18 protein-coding genes are annotated in these 20415 nt (G+C 59.3%); 8 read left to right on the forward strand and 10 right to left on the reverse strand.

The features are described from left to right. Window positions 1-3: 3 nt before the first annotated feature. Complete coding sequence (locus tag BWR18_RS12330) at window positions 4-1002, reverse strand: hypothetical protein (RefSeq protein ID WP_076628613.1); 999 nt, start codon at window positions 1000-1002, stop codon at window positions 4-6. A gap of 126 nt (window positions 1003-1128) precedes the next feature. On the opposite strand from BWR18_RS12330, the gene BWR18_RS12335 reads away from it, so the two are divergent. Further along, window positions 1129-2010, forward strand: a complete 882-nt coding sequence (locus tag BWR18_RS12335) for a LysR family transcriptional regulator (protein ID WP_076628615.1) — start codon at window positions 1129-1131, stop codon at window positions 2008-2010. Window positions 2011-2035: 25 nt separating this feature from the next. Here the strand turns inward: BWR18_RS12335 and BWR18_RS12340 are convergent, their stop codons facing one another. Next, on the reverse strand, window positions 2036-2953 hold the full coding sequence (locus BWR18_RS12340; RefSeq protein WP_076628616.1) for a LysR substrate-binding domain-containing protein: 918 nt from the start codon (window positions 2951-2953) through the stop codon (window positions 2036-2038). 78 nt (window positions 2954-3031) lie between these two features. On the opposite strand from BWR18_RS12340, the gene BWR18_RS12345 reads away from it, so the two are divergent. The 6 genes from BWR18_RS12345 (at window position 3032) to BWR18_RS12370 (ending at window position 9992) form a co-directional block, all read left to right on the forward strand. Then, complete coding sequence (locus BWR18_RS12345) at window positions 3032-3922, forward strand: DMT family transporter (RefSeq protein ID WP_254684851.1); 891 nt, start codon at window positions 3032-3034, stop codon at window positions 3920-3922. Between the two features lie 526 nt (window positions 3923-4448). Further along, on the forward strand, window positions 4449-6014 hold the full coding sequence (locus BWR18_RS12350) for a peptide ABC transporter substrate-binding protein (RefSeq protein ID WP_076630295.1): 1566 nt from the start codon (window positions 4449-4451) through the stop codon (window positions 6012-6014). A 134-nt stretch (window positions 6015-6148) separates the two neighbouring features. Further along, window positions 6149-7081 (forward strand): oligopeptide ABC transporter permease OppB, encoded by a 933-nt coding sequence (gene oppB, locus BWR18_RS12355; RefSeq protein ID WP_076628618.1) that lies wholly within the window; start codon window positions 6149-6151, stop codon window positions 7079-7081. Continuing rightward, window positions 7078-8016 carry an ABC transporter permease gene (locus BWR18_RS12360; RefSeq protein WP_076628620.1) on the forward strand — a complete coding sequence of 313 codons (939 nt, stop codon included), beginning with the start codon at window positions 7078-7080 and terminating at the stop codon, window positions 8014-8016. Before oppB ends, BWR18_RS12360 begins: the two co-directional genes overlap by 4 nt. A gap of 33 nt (window positions 8017-8049) precedes the next feature. After that, window positions 8050-8997 (forward strand): ABC transporter ATP-binding protein, encoded by a 948-nt coding sequence (locus tag BWR18_RS12365; protein WP_076628622.1) that lies wholly within the window; start codon window positions 8050-8052, stop codon window positions 8995-8997. Then, window positions 8997-9992: an ABC transporter ATP-binding protein gene (locus BWR18_RS12370; protein WP_076628624.1), complete on the forward strand. Its 996-nt coding sequence runs from the start codon at window positions 8997-8999 to the stop codon at window positions 9990-9992. The genes BWR18_RS12365 and BWR18_RS12370 overlap by 1 nt, the downstream gene beginning before the upstream one ends. Window positions 9993-10107: 115 nt before the next feature. Here the strand turns inward: BWR18_RS12370 and BWR18_RS21900 are convergent, their stop codons facing one another. The 6 genes from BWR18_RS21900 to mgtE form a co-directional block, all read right to left on the reverse strand. Further along, window positions 10108-10476, reverse strand: a complete 369-nt coding sequence (locus BWR18_RS21900; protein ID WP_076628625.1) for an aldo/keto reductase — start codon at window positions 10474-10476, stop codon at window positions 10108-10110. Between the two features lie 678 nt (window positions 10477-11154). Further along, window positions 11155-11912 (reverse strand): IS5 family transposase gene (locus BWR18_RS12380; RefSeq protein WP_157598909.1). Its coding sequence is split into 2 segments (ribosomal slippage): window positions 11155-11591 and window positions 11591-11912, totalling 759 coding nucleotides; the frame shifts between segments, so codons are not numbered across the junction. A gap of 190 nt (window positions 11913-12102) precedes the next feature. After that, window positions 12103-13146, reverse strand: coding sequence for a succinylglutamate desuccinylase/aspartoacylase family protein (locus BWR18_RS12390; RefSeq protein ID WP_076628630.1), 1044 nt, complete (start codon window positions 13144-13146; stop codon window positions 12103-12105). After that, the gene (gene rimK / locus BWR18_RS12395) at window positions 13146-14051 is read right to left on the reverse strand and encodes a 30S ribosomal protein S6--L-glutamate ligase (protein ID WP_076628632.1); all 906 of its coding nucleotides are present in this window, start codon (window positions 14049-14051) and stop codon (window positions 13146-13148) included. The genes BWR18_RS12390 and rimK overlap by 1 nt, the downstream gene beginning before the upstream one ends. Before the next feature lie 27 nt (window positions 14052-14078). Further along, on the reverse strand, window positions 14079-14456 hold the full coding sequence (locus BWR18_RS22120; RefSeq protein ID WP_254684852.1) for a RimK/LysX family protein: 378 nt from the start codon (window positions 14454-14456) through the stop codon (window positions 14079-14081). Window positions 14457-14527: 71 nt separating this feature from the next. Beyond that, window positions 14528-15907 carry a magnesium transporter gene (gene mgtE, locus BWR18_RS12405; RefSeq protein WP_076628635.1) on the reverse strand — a complete coding sequence of 460 codons (1380 nt, stop codon included), beginning with the start codon at window positions 15905-15907 and terminating at the stop codon, window positions 14528-14530. 80 nt (window positions 15908-15987) lie between these two features. Between mgtE and BWR18_RS12410 the strand changes: the two genes are divergently transcribed. Continuing rightward, window positions 15988-16278, forward strand: a complete 291-nt coding sequence (locus BWR18_RS12410; protein ID WP_076628637.1) for a hypothetical protein — start codon at window positions 15988-15990, stop codon at window positions 16276-16278. Between the two features lie 535 nt (window positions 16279-16813). On the opposite strand, the gene BWR18_RS12415 is transcribed toward BWR18_RS12410, so the two are convergent. Continuing rightward, complete coding sequence (locus BWR18_RS12415) at window positions 16814-19177, reverse strand: hypothetical protein (RefSeq protein WP_076628639.1); 2364 nt, start codon at window positions 19175-19177, stop codon at window positions 16814-16816. Next, window positions 19174-20388 (reverse strand): hypothetical protein, encoded by a 1215-nt coding sequence (locus BWR18_RS12420; protein ID WP_254684853.1) that lies wholly within the window; start codon window positions 20386-20388, stop codon window positions 19174-19176. The genes BWR18_RS12415 and BWR18_RS12420 overlap by 4 nt, the downstream gene beginning before the upstream one ends. Window positions 20389-20415 lie beyond the last annotated feature (27 nt).

The raw sequence follows: 20415 nt of genomic DNA on the forward strand, positions 1-20415 counted from the left end.
CGCTCAGTCCCGTTTGATCGACCACACCATGGCGGTGTCATAGCCAGCATCGCGCAGCAGCTTGATCTTTGATCGCCACCCGGCGGGGCAGACGACGCATGCGGCCTGGATGTCGCGTGCGACGAAGGCCGCTTCGGCTGCGTGCAGCAGTGCCGTGGCCCCTTCCCCGTTCTGCGCCAATGTCTCGGTCTCGCCAAAGTCGACGTGGAAGTAATCGTCGATGACACCGGTCCGGCTGATGTCATGCGCCGGAGGGAAGTGCAGGCGCGAGGCGGGCTGTGCGATCACGTAGCCATCGAGCTGATCGGTCGGGGCAAGGACCATCATGTCGCGATCCGGCAGCGTCAGGCTGCGCGCCATCCACGCGGCAAAGCGGCTGTCAGCCTCTGGATGAATGTCCCAGAACGGATCTATGTCGAAGAGCACCTGACGGTTTTCAGCGCTGCGGGTGACGATGCCCGGCACGTCGCCGTCGGTCGCGGGGCGCACCTGTGTCGGCATGTTGTGCCCCTGCAGATCCGTGCGCGCGAGGTACAGCGTGAGGGGCGCGTAATTGCGGGTGTCGAAGACCTGTTGCCAGCGGTCTCCCGTTACGAAGGATGTCAGCAGGATCCGGGCACCGGCCCCTTGCAGAGCGGTTTCTGCCGCTTGCATCAGGGCGTCGATGGTGGCGTCAGAGGCATTCGCGGCGACACACGAGTCGGGCAGGATCAGCCCTGGTGGGCCCTTGGGACCGGCATAGATGGGCGGTACCGGCAGCAGCATGGCGTGGATGACGCCCGTGATCTTCCCGCCTTCTTCGGCCACGTGCCAGAATTGGCGGAAGGGCTGGTTGGTCGATGTGAGCGCGACTGTCAGGGCGTCGCGGATTTGGGTGGCGGCGTCGGCGGCGACGGTCCACAGGATGGCATCCCTGGCCTGCCGCTCTGCCGCGTCGGCCATGAGCAGCGGCACGAGTTGCGGGATGTCCTGTGGTGTGGCGGGGCGCGTGGCGGGCGGCATGTGCTTGTCCTGTGCGATGGCGCGTGGAACGCGGCTGTCGTCCCTATATCGGGCGCCTGCCTCGATTTGACAAAACAGGACATTTGCCTGAGCCTTTAGAAAATCTATCGGCAAGGAGTCCGCCGCGTGAACCATATTAATCTGAACGCGTTGCGGGTGTTTGCGGTGGTGGCCCGGCACGGGAACTTGCAGCGTGCAGCGGATGAGCTGTGCATCTCGCGCGGGGCGGTGTCGCAGCGGATCAAGCGGTTGGAACTGGACCTTGGCGTTGTGTTGTTGGAGCGGGGCGCGCGCGGGGTGTCGGTGACTGCGGCGGGTGCGAGATGCCGGGCGGCCATTGATGAGGCGTTGGGGACGCTGGAGACGGCGCTTGTGGACGTCATGGGGGCGGGGGCCGCGGACCACGTCACCATGCACCTTGGATCATCGACCGCTGCGACATGGTTGATGCCGCGGATGGGCGCCTTTGCGGCGCGGTTTCCGAAGGTCGCGCTGAGGACGGAAGTGCATGATCAGGTTCTGTCGCGCAGTCTGGGCAGGAACGAGATCGCGATATGGCCGGGTGCCGCGCCGGACCCGAACCCGGCGCATCACTCGCGGCACCTGACGGACATAAGGCTCATGGCGGTTTGCAGCCCGGATCTCATGCAGACAGGCACGCCGGTGGATCTGGATGCCCTGCTGTGCTTGCCGCTGTTGCAGGACGCGCATCGTCGGTGGGAGCGGCTGGTCGAGGCCACGGGTCACGCGGCACGGCACAGGGTATTGAACTTTGACCGCGCGGCGCTTGCGATAGATGCGGCGGTCGGTGGGCACGGTGTCGCGCTTGTGCCGACATACATGGTCGAGCGGGATGTTTCTGCGGGGCGGTTGGTCAGGATTTGGGAGCACCCGGAACCGCCGCGCACGCATCTTTACGTGTCGTGGTCAAAAGACCATACGGGGCAGCGGCATCTCGGGCGGGTCGTGGAGTGGATACTGTCGGAGTTCGAACACGCGAAGCAGTGACGGGGCAGCCCTATCGCCGATCCCCCTACTGCGCCAATTCCGTCGACAACCAGTCCAGCAGCCGATCTGTATCCGGGTGCTGATCCCGGCCTGCGCTGCGGAACACGGACAGCTCATTGGGGCGCGAGACACTCTCGCGGCAGGGTCGGATCAGCTTGCCCTCGGTGATCATGGCCTCGGTCGTGCGCCGCCATCCCAGGGCGATGCCCTGCCCTGCGACCGCAGCCTGCAGGGCCACCGGGTAACTGTCGAAGGGGATGATGCGCGGGCGGGCCGGGGCCGACAGACCGACAGTTTCGAACCAATCGTGCCACTCCATCCAGTCCTGAGGGATGACAGAATGGGACAGGAGCGGAAAGGCGAGGAGGTCCGCGGTGGACAATGGAACCTGCCGGTCTGCAATGAGCGAGGGCGCGCAAACCGGGAAAATGTCATCTGCGGCGGTAAATGCCAGCCGCGCCGAACCTGATGCACGACTTGACGTCTGGATTGCGACATCGAACGCCTCCGCGCTTTGGGTCAACGGGTTGAGCGCGCTCAGGACCCGCAACTCAACGCCCGGGAACTGTTCGTGAAACCGCGACAGGCGGGGCATGAGCCAGTAAAACGCCTCGCATAGCTGGCAATGCAGGACCAGCTCGTCCGACCTGCGTTGCCCGCGGATATGCGCGACTTCCGCGGCAATATCCGCAAGCGCCGTACCGACCACATGGCCAAGCCTGCGACCCGCTTCGGTCAGGAAAACGGCACGGTTTCGGCGTTCAAACAGCGGCGTGCCCAACTCGCGTTCCAGCAGGCCGATCTGTTTGCTCACCGCCGTCTGGGTCATGCCCAACTCGTCTGCCGCAAGCGAAAAACTCTCCAGCCGCGCGGCTGACTCGAACGGTCGAAGGCGGGAGAGCGGCGGAAGGGCGCGCAGGTGCAATTCATAACCTTGACTCATGCAAATCCCTCCAAAACTCCTTTTTCAAATGAGAACATACATGATTTCCATGGTCGTCGATACTTTGGAGAACACAGCTTGGCGACCGACACACGACAGACACGGCATGCCGTTATTGCCATCATGGTTTCAGTTGCGGCGTTGTCCCTTGGTGATGCGTTGATCAAGGCCACAAGCCTGTCGCTGCCGCTTTGGCAGATCTACATCCTTCGGTCGGCCCTTGTTTTGCCGGTGTTGTGGGGTGCTCTTTGCGTGCGCGGCACAGGCAGGCCTGTCTCGGTCTTCTGGGTTGCGTTGCGCAGCGGTTTGCTGATTGCAATGTGGCTGAGTTACTATTCTGCCCTGCCGTTCATGCCGTTGTCGGCGGCGGCGGCGGCCTACTATACCGCGCCAGTCCTGATTACGGTGCTGACAGCAGCCTTGTCACGTCGCTGGCCAGCCCGGCGGGTGCTGGGCGCGATTTTCCTGGGGTTTGCGGGGGTGGTTTTGATATTGCGCCCGGACACCTCTGGGTTTGAGCTGGCAACGCTGCTGCCCCTGCTGGCCGCGTTCTTGTATGCTTGCGCTATGGTTTTGACGGCGCACATGTGCCGCGATGACGATCCTTTCACCCTCGCCCTCGCGCTCAACATCGGGTTCATCATTGCGGGGATCGGACTTGGCCTGTTTGCGGGGACCGCCGGGTCTTTCGCCCTTGGCCCCTGGCACAGCGTCGATGCCAGCCTGATCGCCATTGTCGCGGCACTTGCCCTGTCAATCCTGGTGGGCAGCGTCGGTGCCGCATTCGCGTACCAGAACGGACCACCGGCGACGATCGCGGCCTTTGACTATACGTATCTGGTGTTCAGCCTGATCTGGGGGGTGCTGTTTTTTGGCGAATGGCCAGCGGCCCTTGCCCTGGCCGGAATTGCCATGATTGCCGCCGCCGGTTTTCTGTCCTTGCCCAGCGCACGACCGAAGGGGCCATGACGCCCGTTTGGCACTGCCCCGTCCGGCAGCGTACGTTCCTGGCGTCATGCCATTGAAGCACCGGATAGGGGACGCGATGACCACGCTGTGCCGGAGCTTCGGCTGGGGCGACGACGTGGTCTCTGTCCACCCAAACTGACTTTTGAGTGACGCCCCCTGCGGGTTGCGGGTGATCCACGCAAGCCATTGAAAAATAGAAGACACGGACAGATCGGGCGCCAATTCCCCCTTCGTGTCCAGGCGCAAAGAGGGTCATCTTGACTGTGACGCGCCATCACTTGGCCGAAACAAAATCCATTGCGATGCAACAGTCAGCGCAAGGTCCTGTTTTTCAGCTGAAATTACACGCTTGGGCAGAAGTCCGCCGATCAGAGCCTTCCGTGGCGCCAATTTTGGCAAACGTGACTTGGCCTTGGTCGCGCATCAGTCACAATGCAACCACAAAACGAATTACAACAAACAGAGGAGATCTCCATTGCAACGCCGCTCGTTTTTCGCCGCAGCCCTTGCCACGACGTTCCTGACGATGCCCGCCTTTGCCGCCGATGTGCCGGCAGGCGTCACATTGGCCGAGGAACAATCGTTCACCTACCGCACACTTGACGAATTTTCGTCCCTCGACCCACAGGTTGTCGAAGATGTGGATGGGTCCAACATCGTGCGCGATCTGTTCGAGGGGCTGTACAATCAGGATGCGGACGGCAATCTCGTGCCCGGTGTCGCGCTGAGCCATGAGGCGTCAGCGGACAACCTGACCTACACCTTCACGCTGCGCGACAACGCCGTCTGGTCCGATGGCACGCCCGTGACTGCGGGCGATTTCGTCTACGCGTGGCAGCGCGCCGTCGATCCGGAACTGGCCTCGCCCTATGCGTGGTACATGGAGCTGATGTCGATCGAGAATGGCGCTGCGATCGTGGCCGGTGAGATGGAGCCGTCGGCACTGGGCGTTTCTGCCCCCGACGACAAGACACTGGTCGTCAACCTGTCGAAACCGCTGCCCTATTTCACCAAGATGGTCACGCATGCCACGACCTTTCCCGCGCCGAAATGGGTGATCGAGGAGCATGGCGCGCAGTGGACCCGACCCGAGAACATGGTCAGCAACGGTGCTTACGTGCTGGAGGAGCATGTGCCCAAGGAACGCTCGGTCCGGGTGCGGAACGAGAATTACTGGGACAATGAGAGCACTGTGCTCGAAACCGTCACGACACTGGTGATCGGCGATGATGCCCAAGGGCTGACGCGGTGGCGCGCGGGCGAAGTCGACATGACCGACATTCCCGCAGGCCAATACCCGGCGCTGGCCGAGGAGTTCCCGGATGAGGCATTCGCCCTGCCCCGCCTGTGCAACTATTATTTCAACTTCAACCTGGCCTCGGGCCCCGAAGCGTTCCAAGACGTGCGCGTCCGGCAGGCCCTCGCCATGGCGATCGACCGCGAGGTGATCGTGGATCGGGTGCTGCAGGGCGGGCAATTCCCGGCCTTTACCTTTACCCCCGCGGCCACCGCGGACTTTGAGGTGCCCGGGGTCGAGATGGCGTCGATGACGCAAGCCGAGCGCGATGCAAAAGCCAAGGAATTGCTGGCCGAAGCCGGGTACGGCGAGGGCGGCGAGACGCTGAGCTTTAACTACCTCTACAACACCAACGAAGCGCACCAGCAGGTGGCCATCGTCGCGACCCAGATGTGGAAGCAGAAGCTGGGTGTCGATGTGACGCTGGAAAACCAGGAGTGGAAGGTGTTTCTGGAAACCCGCAGCGCACAGAATTACGACATGGCGCGCGGTGCGTGGTGCGGCGACTATAACGAGGCGTCCACGTTCCTTGATCTGCTGACGACTGACTCTGGGTACAACGACGCCAAATTCTCGAACGCGCGCGTCGATGAATTGATGACCGAGGCCAAGTCGTCCAATGATCCCCAACCGCTCTACACCGAAGTAGAGCAGATCGTGGCCGCCGAAATGCCGGTGATCCCGATCTATCACTACTCGACCAATGTCATGCTGTCGGATGCCATCCAGGGCTGGCCGATGAACAATGTCGAGCAGAACTGGTATTCCAAAGACCTTTACCGCGTCGCCGACTGACGCGACCCTGCCCCGGCCAAGTGCCGGGGTCTCCTGCTTGTGGGCATGCGCTGAAGCAAATACAGCGCATGCCTTACGCGGTATGGTCGAACACGCTTGCCGACACAATCCGCGTCCAGTGATAGGAACGCCCTATGCTCAATTACACGCTTCGCCGTCTCTTGATGGTGCTGCCTACGCTTTTGATCCTTGTGATCTTTGCCTTTTACCTGATGCGTCTGGCACCGGGTGGTCCGTTCACGTCAGAGCGGCCCCTGCCCCCTGCCGTGATGGCCAACGTGCTTGAGCGTTACGGGATGGACGAGCCGCTGCATGTCCAGCTTTGGACCTATGTGCGCAATATCGTCTGCTGTTTCGATTTTGGTCCCAGCTTTTCGCAGAAGGACCGGACGGTGAACGACGTGATCGCGCAGGGCTTTCCGGTGACACTGACCTATGGGTTCTGGTCAGCCGTGTTCGTGCTGGTGCTGGGCATCCCGCTTGGGATCATCGCCGCCCTTCGGCACAACGGGTTCTGGGATTACACCATGACCGGCCTGGCCATATTCTCGCAAATCTTTCCCAACTTCGTGCTGGCGCCGCTGCTGGTGCTGCTGTTCACCCTGTCGTGGGGCCTGCTACCGGGCGGCGGATGGAACGGGGGTCAATGGCAATACATCATCATGCCTGCGGTGGCATTGGGCACATCTTACATGGCCTCTGTCGCACGCCTGACGCGTGGGTCCATGCTGGAGGTGCTGAACTCACCCTTCATCCGGACCGCCCGAGCCAAGGGCCTGCCGGAACACAGAATTATCCTACGCCATGCGCTGAAACCCGCGCTACTGCCGACGCTGACCTATATGGGGCCGGTCTTTGTCTACATGATCACGGGGTCGGTGTTCGTGGACGTGTTTTTTTCCACCGGCGGCATCGGGCAGGATTTTATCAACGGCGCGTATAGCCGCGACTATGCGGTCCTTTTGGGTCTCGCGATCCTTTACGCCGTGCTGACCTTTGCGCTGACACTGATGGTTGATCTGCTGTACGCCTGGATTGATCCCAAGGTACGGGCGGGCCTGTCATGATCCTGTCTGCGGCCCGACGCCGCCTGCAATCCCGTGCTTTCGCCGAAGAACGCGCGCCGGAGATGATCGCCTCCCGCTCGTTCTGGGCGGATGCAGGACGGCGCTTTCTGAACAACCGCATGGCGGTTTTTTCGGTCGGAATGCTCAGCCTGCTGATCCTGTTTTCAATTTTCGGGAACCTGCTTTCGCGCTGGTCCTTTGAAGAGATCGACTGGAACGTGCTGGGACGCATCAAGGAAGATGGCGGACCGTCCTTGGAAAACGGACATTGGTTCGGTGTCGACGAGTTGGGCCGTGACCTCTATGCCCGCGTCGTGCAGGGCACGCGCACCTCGCTGCTGGTGGGGTTCATCGCTGGCCCGGTGTCGGTCATGCTGGGTGCGATGCTAGGTGCGCTGGCCGGTTACTATGGCGGACGCCTCGACCGCACGGTTCTGGCCGCCTACACCATCTGGCTGGCGATCCCCTACATCATCTTCTTCGTGGTCTGGCAGGCGTTTTTCGGACGCTCCATGAGCCAGATGATCCTTGTGATCATCCTGGTGAACTGGACTGCGGGTCTGCTGATCGTGCGGGGGCAGGTCATGATGCTCAAGAACCGCGAGTTTGTGGATGCCGCGCGGATGCTGGGCATGTCGGACTTCAAGATCATCTTCCGCCATCTGGCGCCGAATGTGTTGTGGGTCGTGGTGATCTATACGTCGATCGTCATCCCCGAGGTGATCATGATGGAAAGCCTCGTGTCCTTTCTGGGTGTCGGCATTCAGGAACCCAACACATCCATCGGCGCGCTGCTGTCACAAGGGGCGGCAACCATGACGTTTGGCACCTTGTGGCAGCTGGGCTTTCCTGCCGCCATCTTCGTGATCGCACAGGTGTCCCTGTTCTATATCGGTGACGGGTTGCGCGACGCGCTGGACCCCAAGGAGAGATGATTTGAACCGTCCAGAAACAAGAGGCACGGCCACATGCTGAGTGTCCGGAACCTGCATATCCGCTTTCGCACCGGCGACGGCATGGTCCACGCGGTCAATGACGTCTCCTTTGACGTTGGGTCGGGCCAGAACATCGCTCTGGTCGGCGAGAGCGGATCGGGCAAGTCCCAGATCGCACTCGCCATCATGGGTTTGCTGGCCAAGAACGCCGAGGTTGACGGCCAGATCCTGTGGAACGGCCAGGACCTTCTTGCGACCTCAAACAGCGGCATGAACCGCATCCGCGCCCAACAGATCGGCATCATCTTCCAGGACCCGATGTCGTCGCTCAATCCCTACATGACCATCGAACGGCAACTGACCGAGATCGTTGAACATCATGAGGGCATGTCGCGCCGCGATGCGCGCGCCCGGGCGCTTGAGGTGATGGACGCAGTGCGCATCCCCGACGCCAAGGCACGCCTGCGGGCCTATCCGCACGAGTTTTCGGGGGGTATGCGCCAGCGCATCGTCATCGCGATGGCGCTGATGTGCCAGCCCAAACTGATCCTGGCGGACGAGCCGACGACCGCACTTGATGTAACGGTTCAGGCCCAGATCATGCAGCTGCTGTCGGACGTGCAGCGGGATTTCGGGACATCGGTCGTGCTGATCACCCACGACCTGGGCGTGGTTGCGGGGTTCTGCGAAGAGGTGCTTGTTCTTTATGGCGGTCGCATCATGGAAGATGCGGTCACAACCACCCTGTTCGACCGACCGGCCCATCCCTACACCCGCGGTCTGCTGCGCGCCGTCCCGAATATCGAGGACCCGTCCGATGCGTTGACGGCCATCCCCGGCAGTCCACCAAGCCAGCACAGCTTTCCGCGGGCCTGCCCGTTTGCGCCGCGTTGTGTAGACGCCGTCGACACCTGCCGCGACACGCTGCCCGTGCTGCAAAAGGGTCGTGCCTGTTTGCGCCCGATCGAGGAGTTGACCTGATGCTGATTGTCGAAAACGCCCACGTCACCTTTCACGTTGCGCAAACAAAGAAGTGGCCCTGGTCGGCGCCCGGTGTCGTGCGCGCCGTCAACGGCATCTCCTTCGCGTTGGAAGCGGGCAAGACCCTGGGCATCGTAGGCGAATCCGGATGCGGGAAATCCACGCTGATCCGCGCCGTTGCAGGCTTGACGCCGCTTGAGACCGGCCATGTGACCCTGGACGGGCAGCCCGTTGCCTACCATGACCGCGCATCCATGCAGCGGTTGCGGGCCACAATGCAGATGATCTTTCAGGACCCCATCGCATCGCTCAACCCGCGCATGACGATCCGTGAGATCGTGGTCGAGCCACTTACGTTTTTCAGGCCCGAGATGAACGCCAAGGACCGGCAGGACGCGGCGCTTGCGATGCTGGAACGGGTAGGTATTCCATCATCGCAGGCCAACCGTTTTCCGCACGAGTTTTCGGGCGGCCAATGCCAGCGCATCGGGATCGCGCGGGCGCTTGTCGCTGGCCCCAAGGTCCTGCTCTGCGACGAGCCGGTGTCTGCCCTTGACGTGTCGATCCAGGCACAGGTGGTCAACCTGCTCAAGGAGTTGCAGCGCGAGATGGGGCTCGCCATCGTGTTCGTTGCGCATGACCTCGGCGTGGTGCGGCACATCTCGGATGACGTGCTGGTCATGTATATGGGGGCACCGATGGAGCGGGCGCCCGCCTCCGCGCTTGTGCGCGATCCGCAACACCCCTATGCGCAGGCCCTGCTGTCGGCGGTTCCCGTCCCGGACCCGAATGTTCGCATTGCGCCGCAGATGCTGGAGGGCGAATTGCCAAGCCCGCTGAACCTGCCCCCCGGTTGTCTTTTTGAGTCCCGCTGCCCAAAGGCGATGCCAAAGTGCCGGGAAGCCCGCCCGCCGATGATCGGGCGCGGGGCGCATCAGGCGGCATGCCTCTTGTTGAAGGACGCGCCCGCGCGGGCAGACGCGTTCGCTGAGTAGCTGCGCCGCGTCATGCGTGAGGCCGCGCGCGTGACCGGCGAAATCGAATGCAATGGCCAGGTCAAGGACCGCCCGGGTATTGCCGGACGGCCGTTTCACTGCGCGTTCCATCGGATCAGGCGTCTGGTGCCTCGGCATCGGTGAAACTGATCTGAGCGGCATCCAGGTTGTCGCGCAGATGCGGCATCTGCGTGGTCGCGGGGATGGGCACGATGTTGTTCCCTTGAGCCAGCAGCTCCGCCAGCGCGATACGGTTCTCCGGTGCCGTCAGCGATGTGTTTGCCCAAAAATCGCGGGGCGCAAAGCTGGTTTCCATGTCACCCGCCCCGGTGAGAAAGCCCTGGCCCAGCGGTGCAAAGGGCACAAAGCCGATGCCAAGCTGATTGGTGGGCCATATGTCCGGAAGACGGGGACAATGGATGACGTCGGACTGTTCTGGTCCAACGAACTTGATGCACTGCTGCTTGCCGCCAAAACGCGACATAAGGCTCTTGCAGCGCGCGCCGTTTGTCGGAGTGGCATCACCGCGTCTCTTTACTTCACAACGCCGCACGATCTGGCCGAGTGCCATCAATCGCGCGCCATACTTGAAGGTTTGGAGTCGTAGGAACCAGGTAAACTGCGGCAGTATGCAGGAATGGCTCCGAACTTTTGCAGCCATGATGCCCGCGATGCGGACACGCGACCGCAGCATTTTGCTCCTGGGCCAAGAGGCCGCCAGGGATCACCGCTGTGACCAAATCCAGATCTCGCACCTGCCCAAATGGGATCCTTACAACCATTCAGTTGTCCCAATCGAAGAGAACCGGCGAAACATCGGCACTATGCGCCAATGAATGGCAATTCACTATGCAATACAGGAAAAACCGTGGGCCAATTGATGCGTGATGCGAACCAAGTGACATGGCCTTTCTCACTAACGTAAGTCCTTGATTTTATTAGATCGAAAATCACGACGACATGCTAAAGTAGCGCTTATTGTCAGAAAAGATGTCCTTTGGACAGGTTGTGGCATATAGCCAGCGCAACAGCCAAACCGAGCAAATTCAGGAGAATACTGATCAACAGCGCCGCAGAAGACTACGCATTTGCTAAGAATAAAGCTGCTCAGCTTCAGATGCTGAAGGAAGCATTTGAAACCGGCGATGACTAGGGTCAGGACTCATAGCCAGTAAATGACCGTTGCAGCCAGAGCGATTGCTGAGAGGAAGACCTTCGGACAGCGGTCGTATCGGGTTGCCACACGCCGCCAGTCTTTGAGCCTGCCGAACATTATCTCGATCCGGTTGCGCCGTTTGTATCGGCGCTTGTCGTACTTGACGGTTTTCTTGCGCTGTTTTCGGCCGGGGATACATACGCGTATCCCTTTGTCTTTCAACGCATCTCTGAACCAGTCGGCATCATATCCGCGGTCCCCGAGCAGCCAGTCGACGTCAGGCAGGCTGCTCAGCAATGCCCGTGCGCCGATGTAGTCGCTGACCTGACCGGCCGTGACGAACAGGTTGAGCGGTCGGCCCTGGCTGTCGCAGATGGCATGCAGCTTGGTGTTCATGCCGCCCTTGGTCCGGCCAATCAGGCGTCCACGCCCCCCTTTTTCACGCCCAAGCTGGTCGCTGTTCGGTGGGCCTTGAGATAGGTCGCGTCGGTCATGACGGTCTTCTGTTCGCCGTGCTCGGCAGCCAGACCTGCCATCATCCGTGCGAAGACGCCCTTGTCGCTCCACCGCTTCCAGCGGTTGTAGAGGGTCTTGTGCGGGCCATATGCTGCAGGCGCATCGCGCCAACGTAAGCCATTGCGATTGATGAAGATAATCCCACTCAACACACGCCGGTCGTCGACCCGTGGCTTGCCGTGGGACTTCGGGAAAAAGGGCTCGAGGCGCGCCATCTGCGCATCCGTCAGCCAGAAAAGATCAGACATGTTCACCGCTCGGTTTTCGAACCGTGAATCACGCTGCAAAGCGGAAATCAATGGGTCCTGACCCTAGATGGTCGGTTGAACTCCATACGCCTTGAACCTCGTCCAAAGTTCCAAGCCAAGAACTCTTCATGACTTATCTGCGTCAATCTCTGGAGTTTCCTGTTTTGAAGAATGCTTCGGTCTGTCGCGATTAAATGATCTCGTCTTCGTCAAAAAGTGGATCGTCGGACAACTGGTCGTTCAGGTCTTCAACGGCACCTTCTGCGACAGCCATAGATTTCACCCGGGCAAGGTGAAACACTGCATCGCCTTCGTTGACGATGGGCATAACTGCACGACCAACAACAATCCCGTTGAATGGCGCAAGAATCTCTTCTTCAAGTTCGCCGAACGGATCGGCGACAACGGCCATGACATCACCCCTTGCAACGACATCTCCGTCGGCGCGGAATGTCCGCAACAAACCGCCAGCCGGGGCGCGCAGCCATTTGCTTGACGTACAGCATTGCGATGGGGCTTTAGGCTTGGCTATTCCTTTGGCGGGAAGCTGTCCAACGTGATGCAGAACGCGCAGGATCCCCGCGACACCGGCACGCACGGACATCTCGTCAAAGCGCAAACCCTCGCCCGCCTCAAAAAGCAGTACATCCTTGCCGATCTCCTTTGCCGCACCGCGCAGAGAGCCTTCGCGCAATGGGGATTGCAGAATGACCGGGGCACCAAAGACTTCGGCCAGTTTGGCTGTGTATGCGTTGTCCGGCGAGATGCGCACCTGAGGCAGATTGGTCCGATGGATCGCGGCAGAGTGCAGGTCGATGCCCAGATCACTTCGTGCGACAATTTCGTTAAGAAAAAGGTTCGCCAACCGTGATGCAAGAGAACCGCCCGAGGTGCCCGGAAACATGCGGTTCAGATCGCGTCGGTCGGGCAGATACCGTGAGTGGTTGATGAACCCGAACGCATTTACAATCGGGATCACAATAAGGGTGCCGCGCAGCGACTTGAGGTTTTTTGCCCGCAGCAGACGCCGCACGATCTCGACGCCGATGACCTCGTCACCATGAATGCCTGCACTGACGAACACGGTTGGGCCGTCGGCCTTCCCGTGTACAACATGGACTGACATCGACACTGGCGTGTGGTCCGACAACACGCTGACCGGCAGGTCCACAGTCTGGCGGGTGCCCGCGGGGATCGTCTGCCCACCGATCTCAAACGCTGCGCGGCGCGGCATCAGCCTTTGCCCTTGGTCTTGGTAGTGCCTTTGATGGCGCTTTTTTCGATGTATTCGATGATCTTGCCCGCCACATCCAACCCGGTCGCCTTTTCGACCCCTTCAAGGCCCGGCGAAGAGTTCACTTCCATGACCACGGGGCCGTGGTTGGCGCGCAGCATGTCAACGCCACAGACGTTCAGACCCATGGTTTTGGCCGCGCGGATCGCGGTGGATCGCTCTTCGGGTGACAGTTTGATCAGCTGTGCGGACCCGCCGCGATGCAGGTTGGAGCGGAAATCGCCCTCAGCACCTGTGCGTTTCATGGCCGCGATCACCTTGCCGCCCACTACAATGGCGCGGATGTCAGTGCCGCCGGCCTCCTTGATGAATTCCTGCAACAGAATGTTCGTGCCCGAGGCCCGAAAGGCTTCCACCACCGAGGTTGCGGACCGATCCGTATCGGCCAGAACAACGCCCAGACCTTGGGTGCCTTCCAGCAATTTGATGACGATGGGCGCACCGCCCGCAAGCTTCAGAACCTCGTCGGTCTGTTTGGGGTCATGGGCAAATGTCGTCACTGGCAGGCCGATCCCATCGCGCGCCAAAAGCTGCATGGAGCGCAGTTTGTCGCGGCTTCGCCCAATCGCGACACTCTCGTTCAGGGGGTAGACGCCCATCATTTCGAACTGACGCAAGACAGCGAGGCCGTAAAATGTAACCGATGCACCGATCCGCGGGATGACGGCGTCATAGCCGGTCAGTTTTTCGCCATTGTAGTAAATCTCAGGCCTGCGGGACGCGATGTTCATATAGCACCGCAGCGTGTTGATAATATCGAGTTCGTGCCCACGGCTTTCTGCGGCCTCTTTCAAACGGCGGTGGGAATAGAGATTGGCGTTACGTGCCATCATTGCGATTTTCATGATAAAATCCTCTCTGCCTCAAAGGCTTTACCGACCCAATTTTCGGGTCAGGTTTGCGCGGCGCGTATGCACTGCGACATCGTGATGTTTCAGGGCTGTGCGGCCGACGATCATTGGGAAGGTCATTCTCGTTCGGTCTGTCAGAGAGACAGATATAGGCCAGGACTGGTCCGTCAGTTTCAGCAAGGTGCGTATGACGATGCGTTCTTCAGGAATGCCGCTTGTGTTTTTGATATGGCGGCGATCATGAATTTTGGCCTCGGCCCAGAGCAGGGGCGCATATTCGTCGGTTTGAACCTGGAATCGAACCCAGTCTTCACCATCCTGCTCAAAAGGTTCGATCCCAATGGCATGAAGCGCAGACGTTCGCGCACCTGTGTCGATCTTGGCCTTGATCTGGTTCACGCCCAGATCAGGCAGGTCAAGATGCTCCAGCCAGCCGATGACCAGAAGGTCCCGCTTTGGCTTCTTTAGCTTCATCTTAAGACCAGCCATGGCATCATCACCGTCGCGAGGCTGAGGACAAAGAAGAACCCGGCCATATCAGTTACTGTTGTCAAAAGGGGGCCGCTTGCCACCGCAGGGTCCTGGCCAATGCGCTTGAGCACGAGCGGCACAACACCGCCAATCGACACGGCGAGCATCGTGTTCAGCGCAAGAGCCGCACCTATCACAAGCCCCAATGCAGGGCTGCCTTTCCAGACCCAAGCAACAATGCCAATCAGGATGCCCAGGGCGATACCGTTGATCACACCGACGCTGATTTCCTTCAGCCAAACCTTGAACGCATCCTTCGGCCGGACAAGCCCAAGGCTCAATTCACGCATCGTGACGCCGACAGCCTGATTGCCTGAACAGCCGGACATATCCGATACCATCGGCAAAAACACCGCAATCGCGATCACGGCCACGAGCGTTTCCTCGTAGGCAGAGATGACAGAGGCCGCGATCATGTTCAGCACGATGTTGGCGGACAGCCACGCAAGCCGTCTGCGGGACCGCAGCCAGGTGGGCATGGTGCGCAATTCGTCTCCGACCACACCTTGCAGCTTGAGGTTTTCGCTTTCGGCACGTTCCAGCAGGGCCTGTGACACCGCATCACGGCTGACAACGCCAAGCATCCCGCCATCGGCATCCACAACCGGCACGCCCAGAAAGGCATATTTGTCAAAAATATCCTCGAGGTCAGACAGGGTTGCATCTGCCTGCACGGACATCGGTTCGACCATAATGGTCGTCAGGCGGGCTGTGCGTTTGGTGGCGAGCAAACCGCGCAATGACACCACGCCCACCAGCTTGCCCGTTTCATCAATGATGTATGGATGCTGACCCCGATAGCGATCAACGTCGTCATCATCCTTTGCCAGCACCTTGATGACGTCGCTGACGGTCATGGTATCGGCACATTCGAACACCTCCGACATCATCAGGCCACCGGCGGTATCATCCTCGTATTCCGACATGCGCCGCACATCAGCGGCATCCTCGGCATCCATCTGCCCAAGGATCGCCTCAGCTTCTTCGGACTCCATGTCGCCGATCAGGTCGGCCTGAACGTCCGAATCCAACTCGTCCATAATTTCAACGGCACGGTCGGTCTCAAGATCCTCCATGAGGTTGGCGCCGACTTCGTGGGGTGCTTCCTCGATCAGACCTGCCGCAATGTCGGGTGAGATGAGTGTCAGAACAGTCCGACGGTCATCCGATGGCAGCTCAAGCAACTCACGAAGCGCTTCCGACAAGGACAACCGGTCAAAGAAAGCGTCCAGACGTTCTGCGTCGCCAGCCGCCATGGCTGCGCGCAATTCCTCGGACAAGTCAATGTCTGACTCCGTCAATGTAGCGTGCTGGATCATATCGCTTCCTCCATGCAGGTCATTTACATAGGCCAAATTTTATTGTCTATAGGTGAAATATTATCACAAATGAGGCGCGAATGACCCAATGCGACGTAGCTGCCAGGCATCTGGCAAACCTGTACAGCAAGAGTTTTGGGGGCAAGGAAAGCGGCCGTTTCCGCATGTCTGCAAAGCAGGTGAGGGAGCTCTTGGGAAAGAAGCGCTTGTATGCCGATGATATCGCGCAGCTGGCCCGTGCCGTCCTTGAACAAGGCTACGTCCTGATCGACATGGATAGCTTCTTCGTTCTGCTCAGCGCGAATGCGTTTGTGAACTACCGACGGGTCAGTGGCGAAGCCTTGGCGACAGAAATGGCTGCGAAAACTTAGCGGACAACTCCAAATCACCTAATTACACGCCTGAAGCGAACATTCGAACTCGGGCGCGGAAATCCCGGTTTGTCCCGCGGCCTGTGTGAATGGCTGGTTTTTCTGCTGCGCGGCGGCACAGTCAATGTCGTTAATGCCGCATTTTTCGCGCTTTGAGCGTACGCAGCGAGAAATTCAAATTCACATAGTGGGCTCAGACCCGCCATCGGAGAAAGCGCAGCATTAACAAAAAGTGGTTGGGCACCACCTTCAGGAGGCGGCCCACTCCGGACTTTCATGCAGCTTGCCAGTGCCGCAGTGCAGCGTTCCAAAAGCGGCCTTCGGCGACGTCGCTCAGCATCGCTCAGCTATTGGTTTTCAGCGATGTGGCCCTTCCTGTCATCTGCCTGTCAGCAGACGTTGCTATGGCGTCTATCGGCCACCTGAAAACCGATTTCGCGGTACTCTCAGCCGAACTGGAACTCCATTCATAAGCTCGTAAGGGATACTGTTTGGCACTGTTACACCAATTCTCAGACTACCTGCGCGCTCATGTTCACGTTCCACTTGCTCCATAGATATCCAACAACAGGTCAGGATTCGAACCTTCTCCCGCCAGCTCTGACTTCAGGTCTTGGAGGATAGGCAAGAACTTCGACCTCCGCCTTTGAAAATTCATATTGGACCCACGACGGGCCTTCAGATCGCGCTCTGTTTTCTCAATGATAGCCAAGAGGTCATCCGCCAGCGGGTCGGCCCCGATCACCAATGCAGTAGGATCAACGAGACGCCATCTTACCAGGCCTGCAAGTAAGAAAGGCGCGTAGTTAAACATTGTATATTGGCCGCCGATATTACGTTGGAAGTCCGCAATAGTCCTCTTGGTCAGCTTCTCTACGTCTTCTCGTTTCAGGTAAGATGGAGCGCTGTCAGAACGAGACAGCATGAACGCCATGGCCGCGCTTTGTCGGTTCCAGACCCAGTCCTCAATGGACGAAGTCAGAAGCAACCGCATTGCTCTCTCTTCCTCTTCTTCGCTTCCGACGATGCGGCCAAGGCCCTGATATACGAGAACCCAACTTGCTTGATGTTTGACGAACGGATGGTCGCGCCCGGACGCTTCAATACAGTCCATCAGCCACGTCGCAACATCGCGCGGGCATCGGCGGAACTGCCAACTCAAGAATTTGAGAGCCTCGTTGTCTTCCGTTCCGTAGCCGCTTTCGCCCCTCAGGCGCTTTTCAGTAACCTCAAGTGCTTTGCTGGTCAGAATTTCAAACCGCTCGAGGGTTTCTGCCGCGATCTCCGGAGGCACGTCGCCGTCACTTGAGATGCAGTATTTGCCAAAGCGACGCTGTGAAAGTCTTTGCCGAAGGGTCGCCCAATCCGTGCGGCTGCGATTAGGCTCGGATTCGAGCAAAGTTAGCATACCCACGGAACGGTCGCTGTCATGCCATGCCTTCATGCCGCAGGGAAGAACCAGACGTTTGGGAATTGATACTTGCGTATCCAAGCTCTCGATGATCTCAGACCAGGGCCGTTCTTCTTCCAGTGCCTCATCCCAATCCACCGCGAAATTCCGCCCCAAGTCCGGCGCTTCCATGAGGATCCGCGCTCGCCCGGCGGCCGGTTTCTGTTCGACCCAAAGCGAGACGGCAGCTTGATGTTTCAGAGGAGTTCCAAGCGACACGCTTGCCTTTCGAGGCCAGGGAGCTTTCTCTTTCCTCAGGAAGACAGAGACGCTCTCCTGCCCTGCGGATATCGCGAGAGATGCTGCTTCAGGGCTTCTGTAGGTCCGACCTGCTTCGAGCGTTTCTTCTTTCCGTATGAGATCGAAATTCTTTGCGCCGTCCGATCCGAACACGATGGTGGACAATCGTGGTAGAAAGTCGAAAAAGATCGGTTCCCCGTCCCCGGCTCGGCGTGCTGCTTCCAAGGCACCTTCCGCAACAGCCGTTGCGGGAAGAGAGAGCACCTCGACTGGAGCTGCTCTTTGCATAGCATCACTCAAGCATTCTTTGAGCCGACCTTCACAAAGGGTCTCGAAAAGAACGACGTCGCATTCGGCCAAATCGAGCTCGGAACTCGGGACACTCACCGCTTCCGACGCATCAAATTTATTAAGGTCCAAGAGCTCCCAATCGCCGTTGGGCATGCGGAGCATCTCAGGATAGCAATCCATGCCTAAACCGGCTTTTCCGACCGAGCTTGCGATCGCACGATGAACTGTGCGCGCCGAAATACCCTCTGCTCCGACAGCGGCGTTGCGGGCACCTCGGAATAGGGACTCGTAACCAGCGTCGCACAGTATATGGGCAGCGGCCTCGCGTCGCTCCGGGGCGAGCACATTCCTGGCGCTGCGAATACGCAGCTTTTGAAGAGAAAAGCCTTGGCGCTGATGGGAGATGACGCCTACAAGCTTCCCCTCCGAAACCTGATCGCGATGAATGGCGAACAAGGCGGCAAGAACCGGTCGCCAAACCAATGAGCCATTTCGGAACTTCCCTCGGGCAAGTGCTTCGAGAAGGTGCTCCTGGGCGGCTTCATCGCCATCCGGGCCCTCATCGATCGAAACGACTGTGATTGCCGAACCGCTCGCAGATCCCACAAGTGCCTGGGCGAGTTTTTCGACCCCGTCATCACGCATTTCCAGCAGTGACCGAACGGGAATGCGTCTTTGTTCTGACCCGACATCACCCCAACCACCACCGCGACCGTGCGGAGCAATGTCAGCCTGCGGTCCTCCGATCCAACCTGCGAGGCGGTTTTCCCCAATCCGCACGATCGACGAAAGCGGGCCACTTGCGACAATATCGGTCGGACCAATGACCTCGTCTTCACCTGGCACGGAGCGCCAGTTCTTCGCAACGAAATCTCTCCATCCGTTGAGATCGAAGCCGCATAACTTTCGGTCGATCATGTTGCGACCTCGTATAGCTCACTGCGAATAAAGTCGCGCACGGCCTGGAATCCCTGCGCGAGGTCTTCACCGGCAGGGCCTATGGCGATTGCCGTAACGATCGCTCTTCCATGAGCTGCGCTCTCCTCAGCTGCGATACCACGTGCTGGGCTCATGATCAGCCCATTCCGCAAAACTTCCGTCTGAGCGAGAGGCTGGATTTGGTGAAGCAGTTGAACTGCCCCTTGCACAGCATCCTCGAGGTCAATTCGACGCATAGCATGTGGCGTCCAGACAGCGACCCTGCGCGGAAGGTCAGCCCGTTTTGGATCGGAAATTCTGAGGGCGACGTGCGCTTGTGCCGCGCTCAACATGGTTCCTGGTTGCTCAGGGCGTGCTTGGATTTCAACAATGCGGTTGGTGTCGCGCAGCCAAAAGACGGCGATTGGCCGATCCTGATTAAACAAGCGTCCGCCTGTTGCCTCACCACTCCACGAAATCGGCGACTGAGCAACAAGTTCTGCCTCTTCCAATTCGTCGATGGCAAGTATGATCGACAGAACGGAGAAATCCGTCCAAGTTTCAGCCTGCCAAGCCCAAAGATCATCTTCAATTTTTCGGCGTAAAAGAAGTCTCAGCCATCCCTCTTGAACCTCTCGATAGCTGCGATCTTGCATTAGCACATAGTTTGGCTGGACGCCGGCCGGCGCGATCATGACACCAAGGTCACTGAGTGTTCGCGACAATACTCGACACGCCTTTCTAAAAGCCTCAACCTGTTTGTAGCGAACACTGTCCTTTGCGCGAGGGTGCTCACGGGTCCATTCGCGTGCAACATCTGCGGCAAGACGCGTGTAGGCATGCAGGACACGGTTCTCGAGCGTATCAAAATTCTCGCGGCGAACCGTCGCGAGAATTCGTTGCGAAGAACCTGCACGTTCCGCAATGCTTCGCCCTGGCTGCCGGCTAAGCCACACCATGGAGGCCCGATCCATCTCCTGCACCCGATCAAGGGGAGTTAGCTCCCTGTGCCTACGTAGAACCCGGCGGATGCGTTTTTCCAGATCGCGAAGCACCGGAAGCATGCCCCGCGCCTGCCGGACGATTTCAGCCATTTTGGGTTCGGCTTCATCTTCGGCGCGCTTCCAAGCATCCCTCAGGCGCCCCCATGTATCTCTCGGGTCTTCAATCGCACCTTCCAGTTCTTGGATACGCGCAAGAACTTCGTTCATGTGCCGAAGGGCCTCTGCGCCTTCTTC

The sequence above is a fragment of the Tateyamaria omphalii genome, from assembly GCF_001969365.1.
Taxonomy (GTDB): Bacteria; Pseudomonadota; Alphaproteobacteria; order Rhodobacterales; family Rhodobacteraceae; genus Tateyamaria; species Tateyamaria omphalii_A.